General features: G+C 33.0%; 27 protein-coding genes and 2 pseudogenes. 10 read left to right on the forward strand and 19 right to left on the reverse strand.

Going from position 1 to position 24,959, the window contains the following annotated elements; all coding sequences use genetic code 11:
- The first annotated feature begins 108 nt into the window (after positions 1-108).
- Positions 109-438: a single-stranded DNA-binding protein gene (locus tag ACZZZT_RS03265; RefSeq protein WP_042563553.1), complete on the forward strand. Its 330-nt coding sequence runs from the start codon at positions 109-111 to the stop codon at positions 436-438.
- Positions 439-501: 63 nt separating this feature from the next.
- Here ACZZZT_RS03265 and ACZZZT_RS03270 read toward each other — a convergent pair whose 3' ends face one another.
- The 12 genes and pseudogenes from ACZZZT_RS03270 to metG form a co-directional block, all read right to left on the reverse strand.
- The gene (locus ACZZZT_RS03270; protein ID WP_463459394.1) at positions 502-1,194 is read right to left on the reverse strand and encodes a DUF2461 domain-containing protein; all 693 of its coding nucleotides are present in this window, start codon (positions 1,192-1,194) and stop codon (positions 502-504) included.
- A gap of 78 nt (positions 1,195-1,272) precedes the next feature.
- A complete protein-coding gene (locus ACZZZT_RS03275) occupies positions 1,273-1,458 on the reverse strand; it encodes a hypothetical protein (RefSeq protein WP_042563551.1) in 186 nt (61 codons plus the stop codon).
- Positions 1,459-1,539: 81 nt separating this feature from the next.
- Entirely contained in the window at positions 1,540-2,058 is a 519-nt protein-coding gene (locus ACZZZT_RS03280) for a ferritin (protein WP_042563550.1), read from the reverse strand.
- A 93-nt stretch (positions 2,059-2,151) separates the two neighbouring features.
- Positions 2,152-2,748: a hypothetical protein gene (locus ACZZZT_RS03285; protein WP_463459395.1), complete on the reverse strand. Its 597-nt coding sequence runs from the start codon at positions 2,746-2,748 to the stop codon at positions 2,152-2,154.
- 2 nt (positions 2,749-2,750) lie between these two features.
- Positions 2,751-3,578, reverse strand: coding sequence for a hypothetical protein (locus ACZZZT_RS03290; RefSeq protein ID WP_463459396.1), 828 nt, complete (start codon positions 3,576-3,578; stop codon positions 2,751-2,753).
- Positions 3,579-3,745: 167 nt separating this feature from the next.
- A complete protein-coding gene (locus ACZZZT_RS03295) occupies positions 3,746-4,891 on the reverse strand; it encodes an OmpA family protein (protein WP_463459397.1) in 1,146 nt (381 codons plus the stop codon).
- A 106-nt stretch (positions 4,892-4,997) separates the two neighbouring features.
- Positions 4,998-5,626: pseudogene (locus ACZZZT_RS03300) on the reverse strand (CatA-like O-acetyltransferase).
- A complete protein-coding gene (locus ACZZZT_RS03305; RefSeq protein ID WP_302094001.1) occupies positions 5,626-6,333 on the reverse strand; it encodes an HAD family hydrolase in 708 nt (235 codons plus the stop codon). The pseudogene ACZZZT_RS03300 and the gene ACZZZT_RS03305 overlap by 1 nt, the downstream one beginning before the upstream one ends.
- Before the next feature lie 223 nt (positions 6,334-6,556).
- Positions 6,557-7,444: a DMT family transporter gene (locus ACZZZT_RS03310; protein ID WP_463459398.1), complete on the reverse strand. Its 888-nt coding sequence runs from the start codon at positions 7,442-7,444 to the stop codon at positions 6,557-6,559.
- A gap of 108 nt (positions 7,445-7,552) precedes the next feature.
- Complete coding sequence (locus tag ACZZZT_RS03315) at positions 7,553-9,010, reverse strand: hypothetical protein (RefSeq protein WP_463459399.1); 1,458 nt, start codon at positions 9,008-9,010, stop codon at positions 7,553-7,555.
- A gap of 325 nt (positions 9,011-9,335) precedes the next feature.
- Entirely contained in the window at positions 9,336-9,611 is a 276-nt protein-coding gene (locus ACZZZT_RS03320; protein ID WP_073394347.1) for a hypothetical protein, read from the reverse strand.
- A gap of 312 nt (positions 9,612-9,923) precedes the next feature.
- A complete protein-coding gene (metG, locus tag ACZZZT_RS03325) occupies positions 9,924-11,981 on the reverse strand; it encodes a methionine--tRNA ligase (RefSeq protein ID WP_463459400.1) in 2,058 nt (685 codons plus the stop codon).
- 485 nt (positions 11,982-12,466) lie between these two features.
- Between metG and ACZZZT_RS03330 the strand changes: the two genes are divergently transcribed.
- Both ACZZZT_RS03330 and ACZZZT_RS03335 read left to right on the forward strand, forming a co-directional pair.
- Positions 12,467-12,694 (forward strand): CDGSH iron-sulfur domain-containing protein, encoded by a 228-nt coding sequence (locus tag ACZZZT_RS03330; protein ID WP_059117016.1) that lies wholly within the window; start codon positions 12,467-12,469, stop codon positions 12,692-12,694.
- A 158-nt stretch (positions 12,695-12,852) separates the two neighbouring features.
- Positions 12,853-13,995, forward strand: coding sequence for a DinB family protein (locus tag ACZZZT_RS03335; protein ID WP_463459401.1), 1,143 nt, complete (start codon positions 12,853-12,855; stop codon positions 13,993-13,995).
- Positions 13,996-14,055: 60 nt separating this feature from the next.
- Here ACZZZT_RS03335 and ACZZZT_RS03340 read toward each other — a convergent pair whose 3' ends face one another.
- The 5 genes from ACZZZT_RS03340 to ACZZZT_RS03360 all read right to left on the reverse strand — a co-directional run bounded on the left by ACZZZT_RS03340 (position 14,056) and on the right by ACZZZT_RS03360 (position 17,187).
- The gene (locus tag ACZZZT_RS03340) at positions 14,056-14,541 is read right to left on the reverse strand and encodes a hypothetical protein (RefSeq protein ID WP_463459402.1); all 486 of its coding nucleotides are present in this window, start codon (positions 14,539-14,541) and stop codon (positions 14,056-14,058) included.
- 31 nt (positions 14,542-14,572) lie between these two features.
- Entirely contained in the window at positions 14,573-15,475 is a 903-nt protein-coding gene (locus tag ACZZZT_RS03345; protein WP_042563541.1) for a PhzF family phenazine biosynthesis protein, read from the reverse strand.
- Positions 15,476-15,632: 157 nt separating this feature from the next.
- Positions 15,633-16,037 carry a hypothetical protein gene (locus tag ACZZZT_RS03350; RefSeq protein WP_463459403.1) on the reverse strand — a complete coding sequence of 135 codons (405 nt, stop codon included), beginning with the start codon at positions 16,035-16,037 and terminating at the stop codon, positions 15,633-15,635.
- A gap of 233 nt (positions 16,038-16,270) precedes the next feature.
- Positions 16,271-16,660, reverse strand: a complete 390-nt coding sequence (locus tag ACZZZT_RS03355; protein ID WP_463459404.1) for a hypothetical protein — start codon at positions 16,658-16,660, stop codon at positions 16,271-16,273.
- Positions 16,661-16,674: 14 nt separating this feature from the next.
- Positions 16,675-17,187, reverse strand: a complete 513-nt coding sequence (locus tag ACZZZT_RS03360; protein WP_463459405.1) for a hypothetical protein — start codon at positions 17,185-17,187, stop codon at positions 16,675-16,677.
- 228 nt (positions 17,188-17,415) lie between these two features.
- Between ACZZZT_RS03360 and ACZZZT_RS03365 the strand changes: the two genes are divergently transcribed.
- The 4 genes from ACZZZT_RS03365 to ACZZZT_RS03380 all read left to right on the forward strand — a co-directional run bounded on the left by ACZZZT_RS03365 (position 17,416) and on the right by ACZZZT_RS03380 (position 19,399).
- Entirely contained in the window at positions 17,416-17,592 is a 177-nt protein-coding gene (locus ACZZZT_RS03365; RefSeq protein ID WP_302097453.1) for a hypothetical protein, read from the forward strand.
- A gap of 71 nt (positions 17,593-17,663) precedes the next feature.
- Entirely contained in the window at positions 17,664-18,206 is a 543-nt protein-coding gene (locus ACZZZT_RS03370) for a DMP19 family protein (RefSeq protein WP_463459406.1), read from the forward strand.
- 152 nt (positions 18,207-18,358) lie between these two features.
- Entirely contained in the window at positions 18,359-18,925 is a 567-nt protein-coding gene (locus ACZZZT_RS03375) for a hypothetical protein (RefSeq protein ID WP_073394339.1), read from the forward strand.
- A gap of 93 nt (positions 18,926-19,018) precedes the next feature.
- Positions 19,019-19,399 carry a PKD domain-containing protein gene (locus tag ACZZZT_RS03380; RefSeq protein ID WP_073394338.1) on the forward strand — a complete coding sequence of 127 codons (381 nt, stop codon included), beginning with the start codon at positions 19,019-19,021 and terminating at the stop codon, positions 19,397-19,399.
- Positions 19,400-19,432: 33 nt separating this feature from the next.
- Here the strand turns inward: ACZZZT_RS03380 and ACZZZT_RS03385 are convergent, their stop codons facing one another.
- Positions 19,433-19,987, reverse strand: coding sequence for a cysteine hydrolase family protein (locus ACZZZT_RS03385; RefSeq protein ID WP_463459407.1), 555 nt, complete (start codon positions 19,985-19,987; stop codon positions 19,433-19,435).
- A 26-nt stretch (positions 19,988-20,013) separates the two neighbouring features.
- Positions 20,014-20,619: a DapH/DapD/GlmU-related protein gene (locus ACZZZT_RS03390; protein ID WP_463459408.1), complete on the reverse strand. Its 606-nt coding sequence runs from the start codon at positions 20,617-20,619 to the stop codon at positions 20,014-20,016.
- A gap of 254 nt (positions 20,620-20,873) precedes the next feature.
- Here ACZZZT_RS03390 and serS point away from each other — a divergent pair, with 254 nt between their 5' ends.
- From serS to ACZZZT_RS03405, 3 genes and pseudogenes are all read left to right on the forward strand, one after another.
- The gene (gene serS / locus ACZZZT_RS03395; protein ID WP_463459409.1) at positions 20,874-22,145 is read left to right on the forward strand and encodes a serine--tRNA ligase; all 1,272 of its coding nucleotides are present in this window, start codon (positions 20,874-20,876) and stop codon (positions 22,143-22,145) included.
- A 74-nt stretch (positions 22,146-22,219) separates the two neighbouring features.
- On the forward strand, positions 22,220-23,050 hold the full coding sequence (gene lgt, locus ACZZZT_RS03400; protein ID WP_302093985.1) for a prolipoprotein diacylglyceryl transferase: 831 nt from the start codon (positions 22,220-22,222) through the stop codon (positions 23,048-23,050).
- Positions 23,051-23,138: 88 nt separating this feature from the next.
- Positions 23,139-24,921: pseudogene (locus ACZZZT_RS03405) on the forward strand (tetratricopeptide repeat protein).
- Positions 24,922-24,959: the final 38 nt, after the last annotated feature.

Below are 24,959 nucleotides of genomic sequence, written 5' to 3' on the forward strand. Positions count from 1 at the left end.
CCGAAAGTAAATACTTTGTAACCGAATAAATTTTGCATGCTGTCACATCTTTGCATCGTTGAATTTGATAAACGAATTCCTTATATGAACATTTAAAAATTATACGCCATGAATGCAATGAAAAACAGAGTACAATTAATTGGTAACGTAGGAAACGATCCGGAGATTAAAACATTAGAAAACGGTAGAAAATTAGCTCATGTAACTATTGCCACAAACGACAAATACACAAATGATAAAGGTGAAAAAGTAGAACAAACCGAATGGCACCGTGTAACCGCCTGGGGAAAAACGGCCGAGATTATTGAAAAGTATGTTGTAAAAGGCAAAGAAGTTGCGATTGAGGGAAAATTGACCCACAGAAGTTATGACAAAAACGGAGAAAAAAGATATGTAACCGAAGTTGTTGTAAGTGAGATTTTGTTGCTTAGTAAATAAAGTTTAGCAGATTTGATATTTAACCCGACAGTTTTGAAACATGTCGGGTTTGCCGTTTGTAAACTATAAAATAGAACCGCCGTTTATATCCGTAGTAAGTACTTCGCTCATATAATCGAAAAAAGGTCTCATGTTTTGACATGTTTCTAAAGCTTGCTCTAAAAATTTTGGACTCAAAACTTCATCATCTGTAAAACGTTTTATGATCAAAAACTGTTTGTAACGCAATAAATCAATTGCTTCATGATCGGCATCAAAACCTTTTGGAGAAGTTTTAAGCTGTTCGCCCTGTAAAGTCCCAAAAGTGCTGACAAAGGCTTTTGATTTTAATATTTTTCGAAATGGTTCGGGATCGTGGGCAAATTCGCTTCTTATACGTTTTAAGTCTGTGGCATTTGGCCCCCAGAATCCGCCGGCAAAAAAACTGTTTCCTTTTTCCAGATGAAAATAATAGCCGCCACGTCTGGCATTTGTTGCACGGGTAAAGCTGCCTCCCCAAAAAGTTTTAAAAGGCGTTTTATCTTTGGCAAATCGAATATCACGATAAATTCGGTACACACTTTTTTTGCCCGAAGCAGTTTCTAATACATCAGTTTTAGAAAGTTCCTGAAGCAAAGCTCCGGCAAAATTCTCAATATGGTTTAATTCGTTTAAGTAATTGGGTTTATTTGCTTCAAACCAGGGCTTATTATTGTTTTCTTTAAGTTGAGTTAAAAAATCAAGACTGGATTTTGGTATAGTAATCGGGTTTTCCATAATTAAAATTTGAGACTTTAAGATGACTGCAATTTAAAACTAAAAACCCACCAATTGGTGGGTTTTTTATGATATAGTTTAAGCAGTCTTTTTTAATAAATCAAACATAGGACAGCGTGAGCAGCGTTTGTTCTCGCTCTTTTTGTATTTCTCACAACAAGATGACTTACAGTTTTCTAACTTTTTAAGTTTTTCAAGGATATCTTTTTTCTTCTTTTTCTTTTTATCCTTTTTCTTGTCCTTATCTTTTTCTTTCTTGCTCAATTTGTCTCTGTATTATTAAACAGTGACAAATATAAAAGAATAAAAGTTATTTTTAAGTATTCTAAATAAACTTTAACTTTTTTATTTTGGGTTAATAGCGATTGAGCTTGTAACCGTTAATTGCTGAATATCACGATCAAATAAGTAAAGTCCGCCTTTATCATCACCAATTAAGTTGATTTTATCTAAAATAGATTTAGCTGTGGCTTCTTCCTCAATTTGTTCTGCTACGTACCATTGTAAGAAATTGTGAGTTGCATAATCTTTTTCTTCAAAAGTGATGTGTACCAATTCGTTGATAGATTCTGAAACAAAAATTTCATGGTTATAAAGTGCCTCAAACATCTCCTTAAAAGTAGAATAAGAAGTTTTAGGTGCTTTTAGGTCTGTAATCTGTGCATGTCCGCCACGTTCGTTAACATACTTTACCAGTTTTAACATGTGTGCGCGTTCTTCGTCTGATTGTGTGTACATAAATTGAGCAATTCCCTCTAATCCGTGTACTTCAGCCCAACAAGCCATAGAAAGGTAAGTTTGCGAAGATTCTGCCTCTATGCGAATTTGCTTGTTTAAAGCCGTTTCAATATTTTTTGATAGCATAATATGTGTCTTTTTGGTAAAGTTAAAAAAATAATCCAAAACGATTTTTTGAAAGTGCCAAACCAAAGGCATTTGGATTAATTCTCAATAAGTTTAAGGTTTTTCTAAAGGAAAATCCCTGGAAAAAATGGCCTTATTGATAATCGGATTTGTGATTTCCGGCTCCATAAATCCATCCGTAAACTTGCGCATCACATACTGTTTTGTTGCATTGTCGTAATATCCTAAAATAGAATAATCTTTAAATTTAAATATATTTTGAAAAGCGATTCTTTTCTGAGTGCTCAAAAAGTAGTAAATGTTATCAATTGCCAAAGGCAGCTGAGGTTCTTGTATAAATTCAAGACTATTATTCAGTATACTTTCAAAATAAACCGTTCTGGCGTGATCGATTTGTGGAAAATCACCATTATAATAAAAACTGGAATAATCTTCTTCTTTTGGAGATCCGCCTATTGTAAGCAGTGTGTTTCTTTGGTTTTTAAAAGCAGATAATCCAACATTTAAGAAATACAATTGGTTTAAAAACTGACTTGTTTTCCTTAATTCTGAAGGTGTTCGCCCATCTGTTTGTACAAATAATGGGGAATTTTTAAATTTAATCGTGTCATTCTTCAACACTTTAATTTCTTTTAATGTACTTCCAGAGTTAAAATCTTTTACATCAATTGCAAATCCATACTTGTTCAAACTTATTTGATATAGTTTATTATCGTTAAGAAATGAATTGCTTTTGTTTGCATTATCAATACCTGGTTGTATAAAAGATTTTTCGCTGATTGTATGTTTTTCAATATCCAAATCAAAAACCTGTGTTTTTTTGGATTATAATCGAAAGTTAAAATCAGATGATCACCAAATAAATAGGCTTTGCTCTTTTTTGAACTTTTATCCAAAGGCACAAATTCTTTTACGTCAATTTTTTCGATAGGATCTTCATCAACAATTCTATTAAAAGTGACAAATTGAGTGTTTTTATTCTGAAACTTATAAGTAGAAAAATCAAATACTTTTTCTTCTGCTGTTCCGTTTTTAAAGGTGTAAAGAGTTAAAGCCTGTACATTTCTTTCTTTTGAAAGAATATAAAAGGCATTGTTTTCCTGAAAAAGGTTTAAAATATCATGTGTTGAAAACGGAAAACTAAACTGAAGCATTTTCTGCGTTTTAGTTTCTAAATAATACTTTACGATGATTATAGTTTTAAAATCTTCTAACGCCCAATATAAATTTGGATTTCCATCTTCTCCAAAACTATAGCCAACTAACGATCTGTTTTCCAGATTTGTTTTTGGAAAAGTAAATTGTTCATTTAAAAATAAGGCACTATTGTATTTTAAAATGGTAACATTTTCTGTTGTTGCTGCAAAAACAAAAACATCATGTGTTTGCGTATTCTCTACATTGAGAACCTGACTTTCTTCAGTTGTTTTTTTTAAGTCTAAAGGAAAAGAAGCCAATACTGTTTGACCAAACAGAACTGATTTTGAGATTAGTAGCGATAGAAGTAAAAGTTTTTTCATAAATTTTTGTGAGACAAAAATCATTCCAATTTTAATTGGTTGCTTCGGGATTTTCTCTCTATAAAGTTTTAAAACGATATATAAAGATAGATCAATTGTGGTAATTTTAAACATAAAAAAAGCCCTAAAGAAAATTTCTTTAGGGCTTAAATATTTTTATTAAAAAATTATTTCACTTTGAAAGTAACTCTTCTTGCTAATCTATTTGCTTCTTCATAATCTTTTTGAATAGATGTGTCAGCTCCTGCCGAAACAACATTTAATCTTGAAGATGAAATGCCTGCTTTTTCAAAAATGGTTTTTACATTATTAGCTCTTAAGCTTGATAATTTTTCATTGTACTCTACACTGCCAACCTGATCAGCATATCCAATAATATCAAGTGATGTAGAAGGATTTTTTCTCAAATAAGTTAAAACAACATCAATTGCAGCAGTTGAATTTTCTATTGGAGTAGATTTATTAAAGTCAAAGTAAACGCTGTAATATTTGTCATTGATCATTTCTTTCATAGGATCTTTGTCGCTTACAATTGTCGTAGTTATTGGTTTTTCTACAATAACTTGTGGTTTTTGCTCCGGGATTTTATTTACCAAAGCTTCAAGATCAGCTATTTTGTTTTCCAATGCTGTAAGATCTGCATTATCAGAAACCACAACCCAGTCAGCATGCTGATTTTGTTTTCCTAAGTAAATATTTAAACCTACAGTTCCGTTAAAAATAATTCCAGAGAATCCTCTTTCCTCATTATTACGATAAACTCCATCAAATGTTGCATCCTGGCTAGCATTCAAAATGGTAGAAAAATCACCTGTTAACGCTAATCTGTCCGTTAATCTAACCTGTGCTGTAACACCTGCGATGAAGTTGACCATTTTATCATTAAAAGGCATGTTTTTGTTTTCTAACACACTCATCCCAAAACCAGTATGACCTAACAGACCAATTGTTTTGGTCCAGGTTTCAAAATTCATGATTCGGCCTAAATTGGCTACAGCTTGCAAATCGGCTCTATAATAATTTGACTTGAAGCTTGCTGAATTTTTACCATCTGTAAAACTATCGTATCCGATATCAGCTTTTAAACCAAATTTGTTGTTGAACATATACCTCGCTCCCAGATCAACTACAAAAGGACTCGGAATATTAGTATAATACTGTTTCGCTGAAAACGGACGCTGTGGTTTGTTAAGACCGCCAGCTACCTCTATAGACCATTTGTTATAGTTAGTTTCATTGCTTTTTGTTTCCGTTTGTGCATGTAGGTTTATTAAACCTATTGTTAATGCAACAATAGTTACAATTTTTTTCATTGTTGTTTGTGATTTAAAAATTTTCGCAAACCAACAATTATTTGTAGGAAAAATTATCCTTAAGAGGTCATTTTTACACTACAATAGGGCACAGAAGCATTTCTGTTTAATTATTCATCAAATCCTGAAATAAATCTACAAATTGTCCAACGTGCAAACCATCCATTAAACCGTGATGGACATGAACAGACATAGCAATTGTTCTTTTTCCGGTTTCTGAAGTAATCATTTTTCCAAAAGAAATTTTAGGGCAGCTATCCGGATAAGTATAACTTCTTGCGTGAGAAAGTGAAGTAAAATTCAACCACGGAATTGCCGAGAAATGTATGGCATTATCGTCATCAAACGATCTTGTAAAAAGCCCTGTTGTGTTTTGAATACGCTCGATTTCTGCCAAAGCATTTTGTTTGAAAACCTCAAAATCCGGATTATATTCGATCAGTGAAAATCCAAAAGTACCATCTTCACGACCAATAGTCGCTGATGCATCGATACGATCATTAATGTAAATTTTGTCATCGGAAATTCGGTATCTAAAATTTTCGATTGTATTTACAGCAACTAGTGTTTTATGCAAATAATAAATAAAAAAAGAACTGTTTAGGCTTTTTGCCATTTGATAGGCTTTTGTACAATCAATTTGTACAGTGGCGCCAAAAAAGGTTCTTCCATTTTACTAAAATGGGCAAAATGTTCTTTTCTATTCCAATTTTCTAAATCTAAAAGTGTTTTCATTATAATAAATTATGGAGCACTTCAGAAATTTTCTCGAATGAACTAAAATGTTCGTGCTCTACTTTGTGATTGATTTTTTCATGTTCCCAAGTCGTATGAAAAGGAATGTGAACCGCATAACCGCCAATTTCTAAAACAGGCAATACATCTGATTTTAATGAATTTCCGATCATTAAAAATTCATTCGACTGAATTTCTAAACGTCCAAGTAATTTTTCGTAATCTACAGTTTGCTTGTCTGACATTACCTCGATGTGGTGAAAATAATGTCCTAAACCAGAACGGTGTAATTTACTGTGTTGGTCTTTTAAGTCGCCTTTTGTAGCTACAACCAACTTGTATTTTCCGTGCAAAGACTGTAAAGTTTCTTCAATACCATCCAGAAGTTCAATAGGTTTTTCTAATAGTTCTTTTCCGTATTGAATGATTTTTGCAATGACTTCCACCGGAATTGTATTATTCGAAATATTCATCGCCGCTTCAATCATCGACAAAATATAACCTTTGATTCCGTAACCGTATAAAGGCAAATTGGCGATTTCAATTTTAAATAATTCCTGCGAAATTCCCTGATGAGAAAGATAATCTTCCATCAAAGCGCAAAATTTGTGTTCAGTTTCCTGAAAATAAGGTTCGTTTACAAATAAAGTATCATCAGCATCAAATGCGATTACTTTTAAGTTTGGTATTTTGTTTTTATGTAACATAAAGATGTTTGTTTTTTTAGTTTCAGGTTTTCTTTGTTTCAGGTTTTTTCGCCACGAATTCACGAATTTTCTCAAATTTTTAGCACAGATTAAATGATTTAAAGATTAAAAATAATCTGCTCAATCTGCGTGAAACTATTTTTGCTTCAAATTCACGAATTATTTTAAAATCAATCTGCGTAAATCCGTTAAACCCGTGTCATCCACGTGCTATTTCTCATTCCTAATTCTTAGAAAACAGTCTTTTCAATGAAATTGTTTTATCGTAAAACGTAATTCTAATTCCGAAAAGCAAAATTATCCCGCCAAAAACCATTTGTAAAGTTATTTGTTCTTCCAAAAACAACCAAGCTAATATTGAAGTAATTACAGCCTGACTCAATAAACTCAACGAGACTCTCGTCGCGCGCATGTGTTGTGTCGCGTAACTTATAGAAAGCCAGGCGCACAATTGACAAATTACAGCCTGCAACAGCAAAACAAACCAGCCCGTGTTTGAAAATCCTGTAAAAGGTTCGTTCAAAGCAAGACATAATATTCCTAAATAAAGGCTTGAAGCCAATAAACTAATCGTCATAAACGATAAAACATCAACTTGCGAAAGTACATTTTTGCTCACCAAAAGATAAATCGAATATAAAATTCCGGATAAAACTGCGAACAAAAACGCCTGATCAAAATTCAGTTCCATAAAAAAGCTAAAACCTACCAAAGTGATCATTCCAAATAAAGAAACTACGGTTCCGATCCAGAAATTAGTTGCAGGTCTTATTTTCAAAAAGAAGAAAGAACCAATTCCAACCCAAAGCGGAGATAAATTCGTCAGCAACGAAGCCTGAGTCGCGCTTGATTCCTGAATGGCGATATTCCAAACGGCAACATCTGAGGCAAATAAAATACCGCAAAGTGCTGCTAAAAGCAGGAATTTTGTATTCGGAATTTTAAAGTTCTTCGTTAAAAGTACATAAGGCAAAAGCAAAGTAACAGCAAAAAACATTCTGTAAAAAGCCGATATTAATCCTGGCGCTAGTTTCAGTTTTACTAATATTGGGAAGATTGAAATACAAAGTATTCCGCCTATTAAGGCTAATCTTGGTTTGGTGATTTTCATATTATAGCAAATATCCTGATTTTTTTTATTTGAAAAAGAAATATAAATCGAGAGAGATAAATGTGTCTTACGAAAAATTGCACTTTCAACTCTGAATTATTCTAAAGCTTAATCAGCATATCGTCTAATAACATATTCCTTTATTTTATTATCATAATAACCTAAATAATAGTTGTTCTGCATTTTAAATAAAGTTTGAGATGAAACATCTGTATACGTATCAAAGAAAGTTCTGATTTTGTCGAATGCTAAAGGCTGCAGTTCAGATTTTACATGATTATTATCCTTGTCAAAAAGACAATCTATTTTTACCACTTTTCTATTAGAATAAGAGTTAAAATTACTCAGAGTCGAATTATAATAACCCATTATGCCGCCCGCTGCCACGCTAAGTCCTACTCCAATGAGTCCGCCGCCTAGATACATTGGAGACGCTGCTTGCTTAACTTCAGAAGTGCTTCCAAGAGTGATCAAAGTATTTTCTCCAATATGGTAGCACGAAATCCCGGGACTTAACTTGCTTATTTTTCTAATAAATTGAGAGCTGGTTTCTAAAACTCGTGTTCCTCCAAAATCACTGCCTACTACACTAATTTCTGAGTTTTTAAAATCAATAGGCGTATCCGTTGTAACGTTGAATTCTTTTAATACATTTCCGGCAAGGTCTTTTATGGTAAAATAAAACTGATCAGGAGCGGTTTTTATCTGATAAAGCTTATTATCGATTAGAAAAGAATTAGAATTCATACTGGTACGCAAAACACCGCCCATAATAAGAGGTTTTTGAATCACTTTTTCTGTTACAGCATAAGTTTTGAGATCGATTGTATAGATTTGGGTAAAATCGATATTTGAATCCAATGTTATAGTTAATTGGTTTTCATCAAAATAACACTTTCTTTTTTTGGCTCCGTCTGTTATAGAGGTTGGATTTTCGGTAGTGATATTTTGAAGTGAAAATGAATTTTCAAAAGGCAGTAAACTTTCTTCGAAAATACCATAAAGATCTGTTTTGGTATTATCACGTTTGTAGAATCGATAATTTTTGAAATCAATTATTCTTGTTTCATGGTCGCCATCCTGATCAAAAACATGAAGTTTAAGAATGTTACTTTGTTTTACAAGACTTAAAATATAAAATCTATTTTTTGAACTAAAATTTTGTAATACTTCTTCATTATTAGCAAACAATGTAGTTTGTTCAGTCGTTACTTTTCGGGTTTTAAAATCAAATAATTGTGTAAAAACCAAGTTTCGATCTTTCGATGACCAAAATAATCTAACATTAGAATTATTGGTATTGTAACCAATGATATTTGAAAATTTCTTTCTATCTGGTCTTTCTGTAGAAATACTGTCTGTGATTTGTAATAAATCGTTTAACAGAAATGCCTTAACTTTTATTTTGTCACTAATAAATAAAGTAACTTCTTTTTTGTCATTGTCAACGGTTTGAAAAACATCACGATTATTCTTTAATAAAACAGGAGTAGAGTGAACTACTTCTTGAGAAAAAGAAGTTAAATAGGTTAAAAACAGAGAGGTAAAAAGTATTTTTTTAAACATTGTTAAAGCACTTAAATTTTTGGCGAAGATCTTATTTTTTTCTTTTACAAAAAAGAAAACTGATTCTGTTTAATTATTACTTCCAATCAAGATTTAAAATGTGCCGTTAGGCACTAAATATTGGTAGAAAAAATCAGTTTCGAAGTTCGTTGGAGTGCCGTAGGTACGAAATAGATATAAATGTGGCGTACCTACGGCACGCTTTGTCTCTTCAAATGATATTTTCTACCAATATTTAGTGCCTAACGGCACAAATTGAAAATTTTCAATTCTTGATTGGTAATAATAATTATACTTTTAGGATCAAACTTGTTTTTGAGTGGTATTATGCATTCATGATTCTGGTGCAGGCATTTTTAATTTCCAAATCAGAAAAAGAACCAATTGTTTCGGCCAGCAATTTACTTGTTCTGATGGAACTTATCATTTTGATTCGAAGATCCTGTTGATCGCCCATTTCTGTTAGTAGAATTGTCTCGAAAATTTCGGACAAATGTTCCGGTTGATCCCTAAAATCATCTTCAAACCAAAGGTCTGATAGAAATTTTGCCATTGCACGCATTACATCAGGTTTTGATGTTTTTTCATTTTCTGTTTGCATATTAGAAAATATTAGATACACGAATACCACGCTTAAGGTGTGCAAACATTCCAAGGAATAATTTTAGGCGGTTTCCCGTTCCCTTCACCATGACGTGGTATACGCTTATGTTAACTTAATAAGTTTAGGATTTCCCCTTGGTAATAATGTTTGCAAAACAAATGTACAATTAAAAACTAAATATGTAAGAAAAATACACTTATTTTATCCTGCAAGGTTTTTTTCAACCTTGTAGGTATGACAATATATTTAAAGACCTACAAGGTTGAAAAAAACCTTGCAGGACAACGAATACAAGAAATAATGAAAGGATTAATTTATCGTTTCTCCATTAGGTGCATCAGTATCTGGATTTACAAATACTAATTTTCCTTCGGCGTTTGTTGTCATTAAGATCATTCCCTGACTTTCAACACCGCGTAAAGCTCTTGGCGCTAAGTTGGCTAAAACCGTAACACGTTTACCAATAATTTCTTCTGGCGAAAAGCTTTCGGCAATTCCGGAAACTATCGTACGAACATCGATTCCAGTATCAATTTTTAGAACCAAAAGTTTGTTGGCTTTCGGCATTTTTTCTGCTTCAATGATGGTTCCTACGCGTAAATCCATTTTGGCAAAATCCTCATATTGAATCAATTCTTTTTGAGGTTCCGCTTGTTTGTTTTCGGCAAGATTTGCAGTTTTTGTAGCTTCCAATTTATCTATTTGTTTTTGTATTTCTTCGTCTTCGATTTTTGCGAATAATAATTCAGCTTCACCAATTTGGTGCCCTTCCGGAATCAATTCTGAATTTTCAGTAACGTCATTCCATTTTAATTTGCCTTCATTTTTAAGAATTCTTGACAATTTAGCCGCAGTAAAAGGTAAAAACGGTTCAGCCAAAATGCTCAAAGCGGCAGCAATTTGCAACGCCACATACATTTGAGTTTTTACACGCTCCGGATTGTCTTTCATTACTTTCCAAGGCTCTTCATCAGCAAGATACTTATTTCCCAAACGGGCAACATTCATTAATTCGCCCAAAGCTTCACGGAATCTGTAACGCTCAACCGAACTAGAAATCACAGCTGGATATGCTTTTAATTCTGCTAAAGCGGCTTCGTCAACTTCTGTAAATTCATTTGGTGTCGGAATAAAACCATCGTAATATTTGTTAGTTAAAACAACCACACGATTAATGAAATTCCCGAAAATAGCAACCAATTCATTGTTATTTCTCGCCTGGAAATCTTTCCATGTAAAATCATTATCCTTAGTTTCTGGAGCGTTTGAAGTTAATGCATAACGCAAAACGTCTTGTTTCTCCGGAAATTCTTCTAAATATTCATGCAACCAAACTGCCCAGTTTTTAGAAGTCGAAAGTTTGTTCCCTTCCAAATTCAAAAATTCATTTGCAGGCACATTGTCCGGCAAAATATAGCTTCCTTCGGCTTTAAGCATCGCAGGGAAAATGATACAGTGAAAAACAATATTGTCTTTCCCAATAAAGTGAACCAGTTTCGTGTCTTCATCTTTCCAATATGGTTCCCAGTCTTTTCCTTCGCGCGCTGCCCATTCTTTCGTAGACGAAATATACCCGATAGGCGCATCAAACCAAACATATAATTTTTTTCCTTCGGCACCTTCAACCGGAACATCAATTCCCCAATCAAGGTCACGTGTTACCGCACGAGGTTCCAATCCGCCATCAACCCATGATTTTACTTGTCCGTAAACATTCGGTTTCCAGTCGTTTTTATGTCCAACCAAAATCCATTCAGTAAGGAAATCAGTATATCTGTCCAAAGGTAAAAACCAGTGTTTTGTTGCTTTCAAAATTGGCGTTTCTCCCGTAATTGTCGATTTTGGATTAATCAAATCCGTAGCATTCAAAGTCGATCCGCAATTTTCGCACTGATCTCCGTAAGCTCCATCGTTACCACATCTAGGGCAAGTTCCCACAACAAAACGATCTGCCAAAAACTGATTTGCTTTGGCATCGTACAATTGTTCGGTTACTTCTTCAATAAAATCACCGTTATCATATAGTTTTTTAAAGAATTCCTGAGCCGTATCATGATGAATTTTAGCCGAAGTACGAGAATAATTATCAAACGAAATTCCGAAATCAGCAAATGATTTTCTGATAATTCCGTCATATTTATCAATAACTTCTTGTGGCGTAACTCCTTCTTTTTTGGCTTTCATCGAAATTGCAACCCCATGTTCATCGCTTCCGCAAATAAACGCAACGTCTTTTCCCTGCAAACGCAAGTATCTCGAATATATATCTGCAGGCACGTAAACCCCCGCCAAATGCCCAATGTGAATAGGTCCGTTGGTGTAAGGCAATGCCGCCGTAATAGTATATCTCTTTGGATTCTGTATCATAACTCAATTTTATTGAGTGCAAAAATAAGCAATAGAATTGAGATTTTGTTATTGCGCTGAGATTCGCGGAGAATTTTTAATCTCGCAAAGTCGCAGAGTTTAATTTGAAGCTAATGATTAATCGTACAGTTTGTCATTTCGAGGAACGAGAAATCTTCGCGAGCAGCTCGACAAAGATTGACGACATTCTTTGCGGAATTTCTTGCGTTATTTAGACTGGACTGAAGTCCAGCCCTACAAAATAAATCGTTCCTTCGGAACTTTTTCGAGAGAGCCTTCGGCTCTGGGCATTGTAGGGATGGATTTTAATCTATTCAAAAATAAACCTTTGCGACTTAGCGTCTTTGCGCGATTATTTCAGCCCAATCCATAAAAATCTCCGCGATAAAACCTCCATAAAATAGAACCAGTTTAAACTAGCATCTCAATTAAAATCTTCAGGATTTATTTTGCAACCTTTGCCCTGAAAAAACAAAGACAATTTTATGAGCAAGACAAAATTAATCATCAATAAAAACGGATCTATAAAAATAGAAGGCGAATTCGAAATCATGGATTCAGAAGGAACAGTTTACGGACTACAAGGAAGATCGGCATTAGGGCTTTGTCGTTGTGGATTATCTGCAAACAAACCTTTCTGCGATGGAGGACACCGTAACAACTTCGAGCACGATTCAATCGCATTCGATTTACCGCCAATGAAAACAAATTAAGAAATTCCGATTTCAATGTTATTATACTAAAGCTGCATTTAATGCAGCTTTTTTTATGCGGTATTGTGAAAATCATTTGAAAGAATTTTCGATTAAATAATTATTTATACTCTTAAAAAAACAGTATATATTTACAAAAAAATGTTAAAATATAAAAAATGAAAAGATTCGCAATATTGCTTCTGTTTTTAGGTTTTGTTTCGGTACAAGCTCAAACACAACAAAGAGTTATTACCAATGACTGGATGGCATTTCGTCAAACAATAGATATTCAGACTCCGGTTAAGAAAAAATTCAGAGTCATTGCTTCGGCAAAAGTGGAGTCAGATGAGCCAAAAGCATGGTCAGGAGTTTACGTAAGAGTCTATAATAAAAATGATGAAGACGGCTTTTTTGATAATATGTCAGAAAGACCCATAAAATCTAAAGAATGGCAATCGTACACTGTTGAAGGAACCATTGATGAAAACAGTCAGACATTAGTTTTTGGAGGAGTTGCTTCCTTTAACGGAAAGTTTTATTTTGATAAATTTCAATTATTTATAGAAAATACAAAAGGTGTCTTTGAACCTGTAACCATTTTAAATTCAAGTTTTGAAACTCCTGCAACCAATACTGATATTCCGAAATGGATTTTGGGTACAGTAAAACAAAAAAATGCTAAGGTTAAGGAATATGCCATTTCTTCAAATAAATCAAGCGTAGACGGTAAGCTTTCATTACTACTTGAAGGAAAAGGTATTGTAATAAAAGAAACCGGAAAAATAGGAAACGTTCCGGGTGCTTCACCAAAAATTGCCGACATGATTTCGATGCTTGAAGATCTTAAAGATCGTGTTGAAGGAACCGTTAAGAATATGGATCAGTACGAAATTGATTATTTGCATGATGAAAAAGCCAACCGAATTGGAGCGCTTGTAATGCATTTGGCTGCAGCCGAAAAATACTATCAGGTTTTTACTTTTGAAAACAGAGAATTTAATGAAGAAGAGAAGAAAAAATGGGAAACTGCTTTGAATCTCGATCAGGGTGCGCGCGATGAATTTAAAGGGCATGATATTCAATATTATCTTGATATTTATAATGAAGTAAGAGCAAAAACCATTTCGGAATTAAAGAAAAGAGATGATGCCTGGTTTGCAGAAGTTCAAATGAAATACGACGTAAGCAATCAGTATTGCTGGTTTCACGTTATGGAACATCAGTCAAGTCATTTAGGGCAAATTTTGTTCTTGAAGAAAAGGATTCCGCCTCAGCAACAACCAATGCAAAAAGTATTGGAACAAGAGATTAAGAAATAAATTTAGGATATAAAAAAAGCGGCATTTAATGCCGCTTTTTTTATGTACCGTTTAGAATTGTTATATAATTAATATTGGACTTGATTTGAAATTATAATAATTAAAGATTTCGGCAACTTCCTTCTCATTTAATATTTTGGGATCCGTTTCTTTTATTGCTTCTTTTTCATCCATCATAGAACGCATTAAAATCAATTTAAATACTTCCGATTTCTTGTTTAAGGTAATTTCAGAATCTTTTGAAATGAATTTTTCATATGCATTAACCATATGCAGCCAAATTTCAATTTCATTATCTGGATTTATATCCCGTTTAAAGTTTGTAATAGTTTCTTCAAGAGAAATTTTATAGACATCAGAAAAGGTTGTCTGAATCTTTTTTATTTTTTCAAGTTGATCATTTGATAATTCATTATGAACAATTGGTCCTTGCTTTATTGTATTTATATTAACTGTTTTTATGGTTTCACTTTTTTGAAATTGTTTATAGGAGTAAAAAGCTATAACAATGATTAGTAAAATTATCATTAATACTTTGTAATTCATAATTGGTTATATTGATTTAATGCAGCTTTTTTTATATATAAAGTTCACCTTTCATCGTAATAATCGAAGAACCGCCAACCAGAATATCTTCTTCACGATTCATAACTTCAATCAACGAAGGCTGTTTTAATTTTACACCTTGCAGAATTTTATATTCTTTGTCTGATTTAGTGAATTTCTTTTGAGTTAAAAAACCAATTAAAGGACCGGCTGCCGTTCCTGTTGCAGGATCTTCATTTATTCCTATTATAGGGTTAAAAAATCTCGTTTCGACGATATGTTCCTGATTTTCATCAGCAGGAGTGAAACAATAAAATCCTTCAAATTTATATTCTTTTGAAATCTCTATTAAAAGTTGGTTATCCGGAATACAGCTATTGAGTATTTGACTGTTTTTTATAGGCACCATTGTGTGTGCTACTTCTGTTTTGACAATTGTGGGTACAAAAGCATTTACATCTAGATCTTCGATTTTTAAACCAAGTGCTACGGCAATTCTATAAGTTGGAATTTCTTGCTTGATCACTGCCGATTTTTGATGCATTTGCACCACCGGATATTGTGTAACGGGATCAAAACTTACCGTTAAAGGTATTGGCGAATTTTTCATGATCACAAACGGATCACTTTCATTTTGTTCTTCAAAAATGGGCATTTTTTTTAGCAAAGCACCACAAACAGCACCCAATAAGTTGTGTCCTGCGCCGTCGATTTCGATTCCGGTAGGCGTAAAGGAGCGAACCTTTAACGCTTTTTTCTTTGTAGAATAATAAATAAAAGAAGTTTCAGAATAACCAAATTCTTTTGAGATATTTTGATAAACTTCTAAGTCTAAATCACCATTTGTAAAAACAACCGACAACGGATTTCCCTTGTAACTTTTATTAGAGAATACATCTAAAACGTAGTATTGTAAGGTGGTTCTGTTTTCCATTATTTATCTTTTTTTGATTGGATCTTTCTACTCTAGAAAAACAAGTTAGTACTTTTTTGCCAATCAAAGTTACAACTAATACTGTTAAATATTTGCTATGTATTGATTAGTAATATTTTAAATTTTTAAAAAAATTATCTGATCGTTATTTACTTTTTTACTTACTCTTTTTATAAAAGTAGAAAACAAAATATAGAATAAAAAGATATGCAGAATAAATAGGATAAAATATAAAGGCTTTTAATGGCCAGCCAATTCCCTTTCTGCTTTTATCTATTTCTTTTACTTTGGCTAAATTTTCAATTGCAACATTTTTAAATCTTTCAAGATCATTCCAGGCTTCAAAATTATAACCAAAATGAGACAGTAAAAGTTCGCATGAAAAATGTGACCACCAGGCGAGAACTAAAATTACAGGAAAAGTTGTTATTATAGCTAAAATTAAATAAGGGATAAAGGTATTTTTTGAGTTTCTTTTATATAATTTATTGATTATAAATACAGGGCAAACAATCAGGATGATTAATAATATAAAATTTATAGCTAAAAATAGAATTTCCATTATTTACTTTATTTTTGATTTTTATTATAAGTGTAAAACCGCTCTTATAATCCACAAAAATAAGATAAACAATAATACAGAAAACTGAACTTTATTCACTTTTAAAGGTAATAATCTGTTTCATTGTTTTTAGTTTTTAAGTGATGAGAATTGGTTTCATACTCGTAGTAATCTACTTGTAAACAGATGTTTGTTTTTTTGAAAGGTTGCGTTAGTAGCGTTTAATATAAATGTTACAGCATAAGTAAAACTAAATTCTCTTTAGTTACTTTTAAAATCTTAAACTTACTTCGATTTCGTACAATTTTTATAGATGTAGACAATAGATCATTTTCTTTTTCCCATTTTCCTACCTGTCTTTTTTCAAAAAATCCGCCATCCAACATAAATGGTTCCATATATGAAGTTACTAATATTCCATCGTCATAAAACGCAACTTTGAAGCCATCAAAATATATACCGGTTTTAATGTGTTTTTTTAAAATTATTGTATCTGACTTGTGCCAACTATCAGTTGTTTGCCAAGCAATATTTATTGCCTGTTTTTCGAAGTCAGAATTTTGAGCAGAAATATTTAGGTTAGTGAAAAATAAAAAGATTAAAATTTTTAAATATATTTTCATGATATTTTGTTTGCTTAATTTTCAAGTATTTCTTCTTTTTTTAACTTAGAAACTTCGATAATTTTTTCTGATAAATTTACGAATGTAGTCAGTTCTCTTTCTTTTGTATTATAATTTGGAGACCAAAAAGAGTAATTTTTATTTTTTCCTTTTGAGCCAAATTGTATTTGCCAAGTACTACCATCATTTCCTTCTGCGTAGGCTTTGTCTATGTCTATTTTATCTAAGGAAGAGACTGCATTAGCAAATTTCTCAAAATTTTTAAGGTCAATTTTCATGAATTTTTCAATTTTGCTGTATTCCCATTTAGGGTCATTTGATGCTGGTCTGGTTTGTACAAATACAGTTGCGCTATCATTAGTTGGCATTTTTGCAATTTTGATTTTTACTTCACTAAAAGGAATTCTTCTGCTACTTACATACGAAAATTCAATTTCATCTATTTTTTGAGGTATGTTTGAATCTCTTTTTTGACAACTTAAAAAGATAACTGCTATAATAAGAATAGAAAAGTAGTTTTTAATCATAAGTAAGATGTGTTGGGTTAAGCTAAAATACTCTTTTTACCTCATAAGAATCTCACAAAACCAAAACTTCTCACAAAACCTGAATGCGTTAGGGATAATAGCGGATAGCCCACAGCCTGACGAAGGAAGTGCGAGGACTTGTAGCGAATAGCCCGACCGAAGGGAACGCCAAAAAAATATTATCGTTTATATCATTATTTCCCCGAAATTTGCAAAACAAAGTAAAGAATGGAAATCATGGCAAAAGGACCCGAAAAAAACACGAAAAATAAGGCTTTGCATACCAAATTGCTCAACAGGAAAAAAGCTAAACTTCAGGAGGAAAAGAAGGAACGCGCCTTGCGATTAAAGGCTCTAGTGGCAAAAATGAATGAAAAGAAGAATTCGGATGGTGATGCTATATAAAATCAGATTGTATTTCTTTTCTGTTTTTATTTAATCGAAATTTGCAATTCAAAATATCAAAACAAAACATAATGGAGGAATTCGGTAGAATAATAGTTTCTGAAACGGCAATGAACAGTGAAAATCTTCAGGATGTGATTCACTCAAATATTTCGGTGATCAATTTAATGCGCGAAGAAGGTGTCGATGACGAATTTATTCACGAAGATGCTTTGATGAGTTATTATCTCGATTACTATTGGTCGCAATATGCCGAAGGAAACTTTGCTCAATTTGTCTATAAATCAGGTTGGAATAAAGAACTAAACGAATTGATTGAAGAAGGTTTGGCTTTAATTGGCGCCGAAAAACATTTAGAATTGTTTCAGCAACAAAGCAAGAAAGTCAAATTGATGAGCAGCGTAAAGCTGGCTAAATTTTTAAAAGGCAAATTAGAAGGTGTAAACCCAATTCGGGATTCATTGAACAACGATACTTTTTATGAATTAGAAGAAAACCTGGTTACGCTCAATGCTAATTTCCTGAAAAATCACCCAGATTTTGAAGTGCTTTCTGTTGATGATATGTTTGCAGCTTTGGAGGAATTTGTTGGGCATGAGATAAAGCGTGCTTAGTTTTTTTTGCTGCAATTGCCACAAAGTCGCGAAGACGCAAAGAAATTTAAAACTTTGTGACTCCTTGACTTTGTGGCAAATTATCCTTCATAAATAATTGTTTTTCAATTAATTGATTTAATTTTAGTTCTTTATAAAATCGATATCATTTTATGGAAGAACTAACACACATCAAATCTATTATAGGCATTATTCTGGGATTGAGCTTAACACATCTCATAAAAGGATCTGTGATTTTTATTCAGCATCCGGGACGAAAGAAAATTTATTTTGTACACTCGCTTTGGGTGTTTTATGTTTTTTTGCTGATTATACATTTTTGGTGGTGGGAGTTTAATCTTAAACTGATTCAGGAATGGTATTTTGTCGATTACTTTTTCATCATCTGTTACATTCTCATTTATTACTTGTTGTGTGCGATTTTATATCCCGATGATTTGGTTGATTATAACGGATATGAAGATTATTTCTATTCGCGGAAAAATTGGTTTTTCTTGATATTAGCCATAAGTTTTATTGCCGATATGATTGATACGGCAATAAAAGGCGGCGACTATTTTCTGTACAATCAAGAGGAATATTATGTGCGTATTATAAGTCATGTTTTGCTTTGTTTGGTCGCCATAAAGGTTCACAATAAAACCTTTCATACTGTTTTGGTAGCGCTTTTTATAGTTTATGAGCTTTCTTATATTTTGCGATTATTTAATGTAGAGTAACCGATTATTTGATTTTATAATTGAAAAAATAATTTTTGATTTTATATATTTGTAAGAATAACAATCTGATTATAACTTAAAAACAAATAAATTATGAAAAATAAATTTACAATTATAGTTTTCGTAGTGGCATCACTACTAAGTTTTTCTTGCGGAAAAGACGATATCGAAAAGGGATTGGATTGCGTTGCAGAATCTATTTATGTGAAACTTCATAACAAAACAGACGAGACAAATATTAAAAAAATGGATTATTCTATTGAATATTCCGGAACTTATACTTTAAAATCTGTAAAGTGGAATTTTGGTGACGGAACTCCTGCACAAACAGTTACAGTAGGAAGCGGAACTACAACTTCTATTTCACACATATATGCAGCGGCAGGCACTTATACAGTAAAAGTTGATGTATCTATTCAAAACGGAAATTCAACTTGTACATCATCGCCAACCAGAAGTATTACAGTAAATTAGTAGCAGTTTGACAGAAGAATTCTTAATTGTAATTTACGAATTCTTCCACTCTTCGATTGTTAGAACATCGGCAGAACGAAGAAAAACTTTTGTTGTTAATACGCGATGTACTTCTTCATCGCGATCGGCACAACCATCAGACAAAACGGTGATTTTGTAATCTTTATCGGCGGCTTCGGTTGTGGTCGATAAAACAATTCCGCTTGTGGCGTAACCTGTAAGTACAAGATGTTGAATGTCTTTCGATCTTAAAATAACTTCTAACACACTTCCTGTAAAGGCACTTATTCTGCGCTTAATTACATGTATATCATTTTCTTGTGGAGCTAAAGCCGGGTGAACTTTGGTAAATTCTTCAAAATTAATATGGTTTATGTGCTCTCTTGTTGATGCAAAAGTTTTGTTGTTGGTACTAATTTCAGCTGCTCCGTTTTTAAAACCAAGTGTAGCATAAATAATCGGAATGTTTTTAGATCGGGCAATCGCAATTGCTTTTGCTACATTTTCTACAATTTGAGTAGCATCAGGAAGATTTGACAATATTGCGGGCTGCATATCCATTACAAGTAAAGCGGTATTTTGACTCATTTTTTGAATTTTGATGTATTAATAATTTAAACGACTTGCTCAACGAGTTCAAGTCTTTTTACAATTGAGTTTTTAGTTAAAATTGTTCCCGGCGACAATACGGCGTTAGCGCCAATTCTGGAATTATCGCCAATTAACGATCCAAATTTGTCCGAGTTGGTTTCAATGATTTTCGAATTATAAAGCACAGAAATTTTCTTTACAGCTCTCTCATTATAATGATTGGCTGCAATCGAACCGGCTTCAAAATTGATGTTTCTGCCAATAATACTATTTCCGATATAATTAAAATGTGCAACGGCAGTTTCAGAAAAAACAACACTGCTTTTGATTTCACAGCCAGGACCAATTTTTACAGATTCATCCAGATAAACACCTTCTCTAAAATAAGCATTCGCCCCAATGTAACAGTTTTTGGCAATAATAGCCGGCGATTTTATAGTTACATTGTTTTCGATTGTGGCAGTTTTATGAATTGCTATATTATTTTCAATAATAAAATCGTCACCAAGATCAGGAATCATTTTTTCAATTATATTTTTGAGATTGCTTGTAATAGTCCAGGGTTCTGATTGAGGAAGATCTTTGAAAGTACTGGAGAAATTTTCTATAAAATCGTCGATATGGATCATTGTAATTTTTTAATTGCAATTTACTTAATTCTTTTTGTTTTAAATAAATTTCACAGAGATATACAAAGAATTTTACGGAGGTTCACGAAGTGATTTTTTTAAAAACTTTGTGTATCTCTGTGAAACCTTCGCAAATCTTTGCGTAATAACACTTAAAATAACTTTTTCCTCCTAAACTTTGTCGTATTCTTAGCAAACATTTCATTAAATTTGCTTCCATTATAAAAAAATACAATAGTTATAAAAATCAAGCTATGTTACAAATCGCATTTATTAGAGAGAATCAGGAGAAAGTAATCAATGCTTTAGCAAAACGAAATATCGATGCTAAAAGCGTTGTTGAAGAAGTGGTGCAACTAGACGAAACCCGTCGCGCAACACAAGTAGAATTAGACAATACTTTAGCCGAATCTAATAAATTGTCCAAAGATATAGGCGAATTAATGAAAGCGGGTGAGAAATCTAAAGCCGCAATTTTAAAAGAAAAAACCGTTTCATTAAAAGAAAAAAGCAAAGAATTGGGCGAAAAAGCAGAAGCTTTGGCTGTCGAATTAACCAATAAATTATATACGTTACCAAATCTTCCGGCAGATATTGTTCCCGAAGGAAAAACTCCGGACGACAATTTGAATGTTTTTCAGGAAGGAGATATTCCGGTTTTGCATGAAGGTGCACAGCCTCACTGGGAATTGGTAAAAAAATACGATATCATCGATTTTGAATTAGGTGTAAAAATTACAGGTGCAGGATTTCCGGTTTACAAAGGAAAAGGAGCTCGTTTGCAACGTGCCTTGATCAATTATTTTTTAGATAAAAATACGGCTGCAGGATATAATGAAGTTCAGGTTCCGCATTTGGTAAACGAAGCTTCTGGTTATGGAACAGGACAATTGCCGGATAAAGAAGGGCAAATGTATCATTCAACAATTGATGATTTATATTTGATTCCAACTGCTGAAGTTCCGGTAACGAATTTATTTAGAGATGTTTTATTAAGCGAAACTGAATTGCCGGTTTTATATACGGCTTACACACCATGTTTCCGTCGTGAAGCAGGTTCTTACGGAGCGCACGTTCGCGGATTAAACCGTTTGCATCAATTTGACAAAGTAGAAATTGTACGCGTTGAACACCCGGATAATTCTTATGCGGCATTAGACGGAATGGTGGAGCACGTAAAAGATATTTTAAAAGAATTAAAATTGCCTTACCGCGTTTTACGTTTATGTGGTGGTGATATGGGTTTCACATCGGCTTTGACTTATGATTTTGAAGTGTTTTCTACAGCGCAGGATCGCTGGTTAGAAATTAGTTCAGTTTCTAACTTCGAAACTTTCCAGGCCAATCGCTTGAAATTACGTTTCAAAGACAAAGACGGAAAAAACCAACTGGCGCACACACTTAACGGAAGTTCATTGGCTTTGCCAAGAGTTTTGGCCGGAATTTTAGAAAATTACCAAACACCGGAAGGAATTGTAATTCCAGAAGTTTTACGCCCTTACTGCGGATTTGATATTATAAACTAATTTACTTTACAGTTTACAGTCTCAGTTTACAGTCTCAGTACTGAAAACTGCGACTGCGACTGAAAACTGCGACTATGGAGAACGGAATTTTAAATTGGAATGTTGATCCGGTTATTATTATGATAACAGATAGTTTTCCTTTGAAATATTATGGGGCTCTTTTTGCGTGCGGACTTTTATTGGGTTATTACATTGTTAGAAATATTTACAAAAAAGAAAATCTTCCATTAGATAATCTGGATAGTTTACTGGTATATGTTATAGTTGGAACAATTTTAGGCGCTCGTTTAGGACATTGCTTTTTTTACGAACCTTCTTATTTTCTAAAACATCCAATCGAAATTCTTTTACCAATAGAGCAAGTTGCCGGAGTTTATAAATTTGTTGGATATAAGGGTTTAGCAAGTCACGGAGGATCTATTGGTGTTTTGATAGCAATGATTTTATATTGTCGAAAATACAAAGTCAAGTTCTTATGGCTTTTAGATAAAATGGCAATTGGAGTGCCTGTTACGGCAGCTTTTATCAGGCTTGGAAATTTTATGAATTCTGAAATTTACGGAAAACCAACTAATGGAAATTGGGGCATCGTTTTTCAAAGAGACGACATGATTCCCAGACATCCAACACAATTGTACGAAGCATTTGCCTATTTATTGATTTTTGGAATTGTACTTTACCTTTACAAAACAGAAACTATCAGAAAAACGGATGGTTTAATTTTTGGAAGCTTTCTAACGTTAATGTTCGTTGCCAGATTTATAATCGAGTTCTTTAAAGAAAATCAGGAAAGTTTCGAGAATAATATGCTAATTAATATGGGACAAATATTAAGTATTCCTTTTATTTTAATGGGTTTAACTCTGATTATTTGGAAATCAAAGGAAAAAATTGAAATGTCATAAGATTGTTGTAATTTAATTACAAAGTTTATAATAAAGACGACAGTATTGCGACTGCACTTGAAAAAACGGAGACTAAAAAAACTGAAATATGAAAAACATCTTTATCTATATCGTTTTGTTGTGGTCGACTTTTGCAATATCCCAAAATGAGCAATTGGCTCAATATTACTACGATAAAGGCGATTTTGAAAAAGCCAAAATAGCTTACGAACAGCTTTTAAACAGTTCGCCATCCAATACCCAATATTTTTTAAGAACGGTTGAGTCGTACCAGCAATTACAGCAATTTGATGTTGCTCAAAAAGTAATTCAGGAAAGATACAATCGCTACAAACAAGGTGTTTTTTTAGTGGAATTGGGTTATAATTACCAGCTTCAAAAAAACGACTCGAAAGCCAAAAGTTATTACGAACAGGCAATCGAGAAAATCAAAACAAGTCCGAACGATGTTTACGGAATTGGAAGTTCGTTTGAGAAAAAAGTATTACTGGAATATGCTTTGAAAGCGTATGAAACAGCAATGCAGGTTCAGCCCAACTACAATTTTAATTTTCAAATAGGAATGTTGTACGGTCAGTTAGGAAAAACCGATACGATGATTGAGCTTTTATTGACAGAATCCTATAAAAATCCGCAGAATTCAAATTTGATTCAAACGCAATTATCCCGCTTTATGCAGGGTGAAACAGACAATACTGCTTTTAAGGATGCCATGCGAAAAGCATTAATCCTGAGAACACAAAAAGATCAGGATGTGTTTTGGAATCACTATTTGAGTTGGTTTTATGTTCAGCAGAAAGAATTTGGTAAAGCCTTTATTCAGGAAAAAGCGATTTACAAACGCGAACCGGAATCTTTGATGAGTATCGTTAATTTAAGTCAGTTTGCGATGAATGAAGATGACGACGAAACAGCAACTGAAATCCTGAATTTTATTCTGCAAAATACCAAAGATGTAGATTTATTGATTCAGACGAATGCTTATTTGATGCAAATTAAAATTGATAATGCACAGGAAAAAGATTATCCGTTAATTAATACCGAATTGCAACAATTGCTCGCAACTTATGATATAACTCCTTTTACCTTATCTTTGCAAATAATTCAGGCGCATTTCCTGGCTTTTAATTTGAAAAAACCTGAAGAAGGCAAGACGATTTTAAAAAGAGCTTTAGATCTCAATTTAAATGATTATCAAAAAGCAGATGCCAAAATGGAATTGGCGGATATTTTGCTTTTAGAAGAAAAAGTTCAATCAGGCGCTGATTTATTATTCCCAAATTCAATTGGATTTAAAGAATGATGTAATGTCGCACGAAGCGAGTTTGAAAGCTGCAAAAACAAGTTATTTTAAAACCGATTTTGAATGGGCTTTAAAACAATTTAAAGAATTGAAATCGGCAAGCACACAATTGATTGCCAATGACGCTCTTGAATATTTTTTACTGATAAACGATAATACGGTTGCTGATTCGACACAAACAGCATTAAAGCAATTTGCAAAAGGTGACTTTTTGATTTATCAGAATAAAAAACCGGAAGCAATTGCGCAGTTTCAGAACATTCTAAAGTCGTTTAAAGGACAGGAAATCGAAGCTGTAACAATGTTGCGTTTAGGTAAAATCTATGAAAGTCTCAAAGATTATAATTCGGCTTTAAGCCAGTACCAGCAAATCATTGACAATCATAGCGATGGAATTTACGTAGATGAAGCGTTGTTCTTTTCGGCAGAAATTTACAACGATGAACTAAAAGATGTAGAAAAGGCAAAGCCATTATATGAGAAGGTGATTTTTAATCATCAGGATAGTATTTACTTTGTTGATGCCAGAAAAAAATACCGCGAGTTAAGAGGAGACAAAAATTTATAGTTTGGTTAAACCGTTTATTCGGTTAAACGTTTAACCGA

This window comes from Flavobacterium sp. AC274 (genome assembly GCF_979258275.1).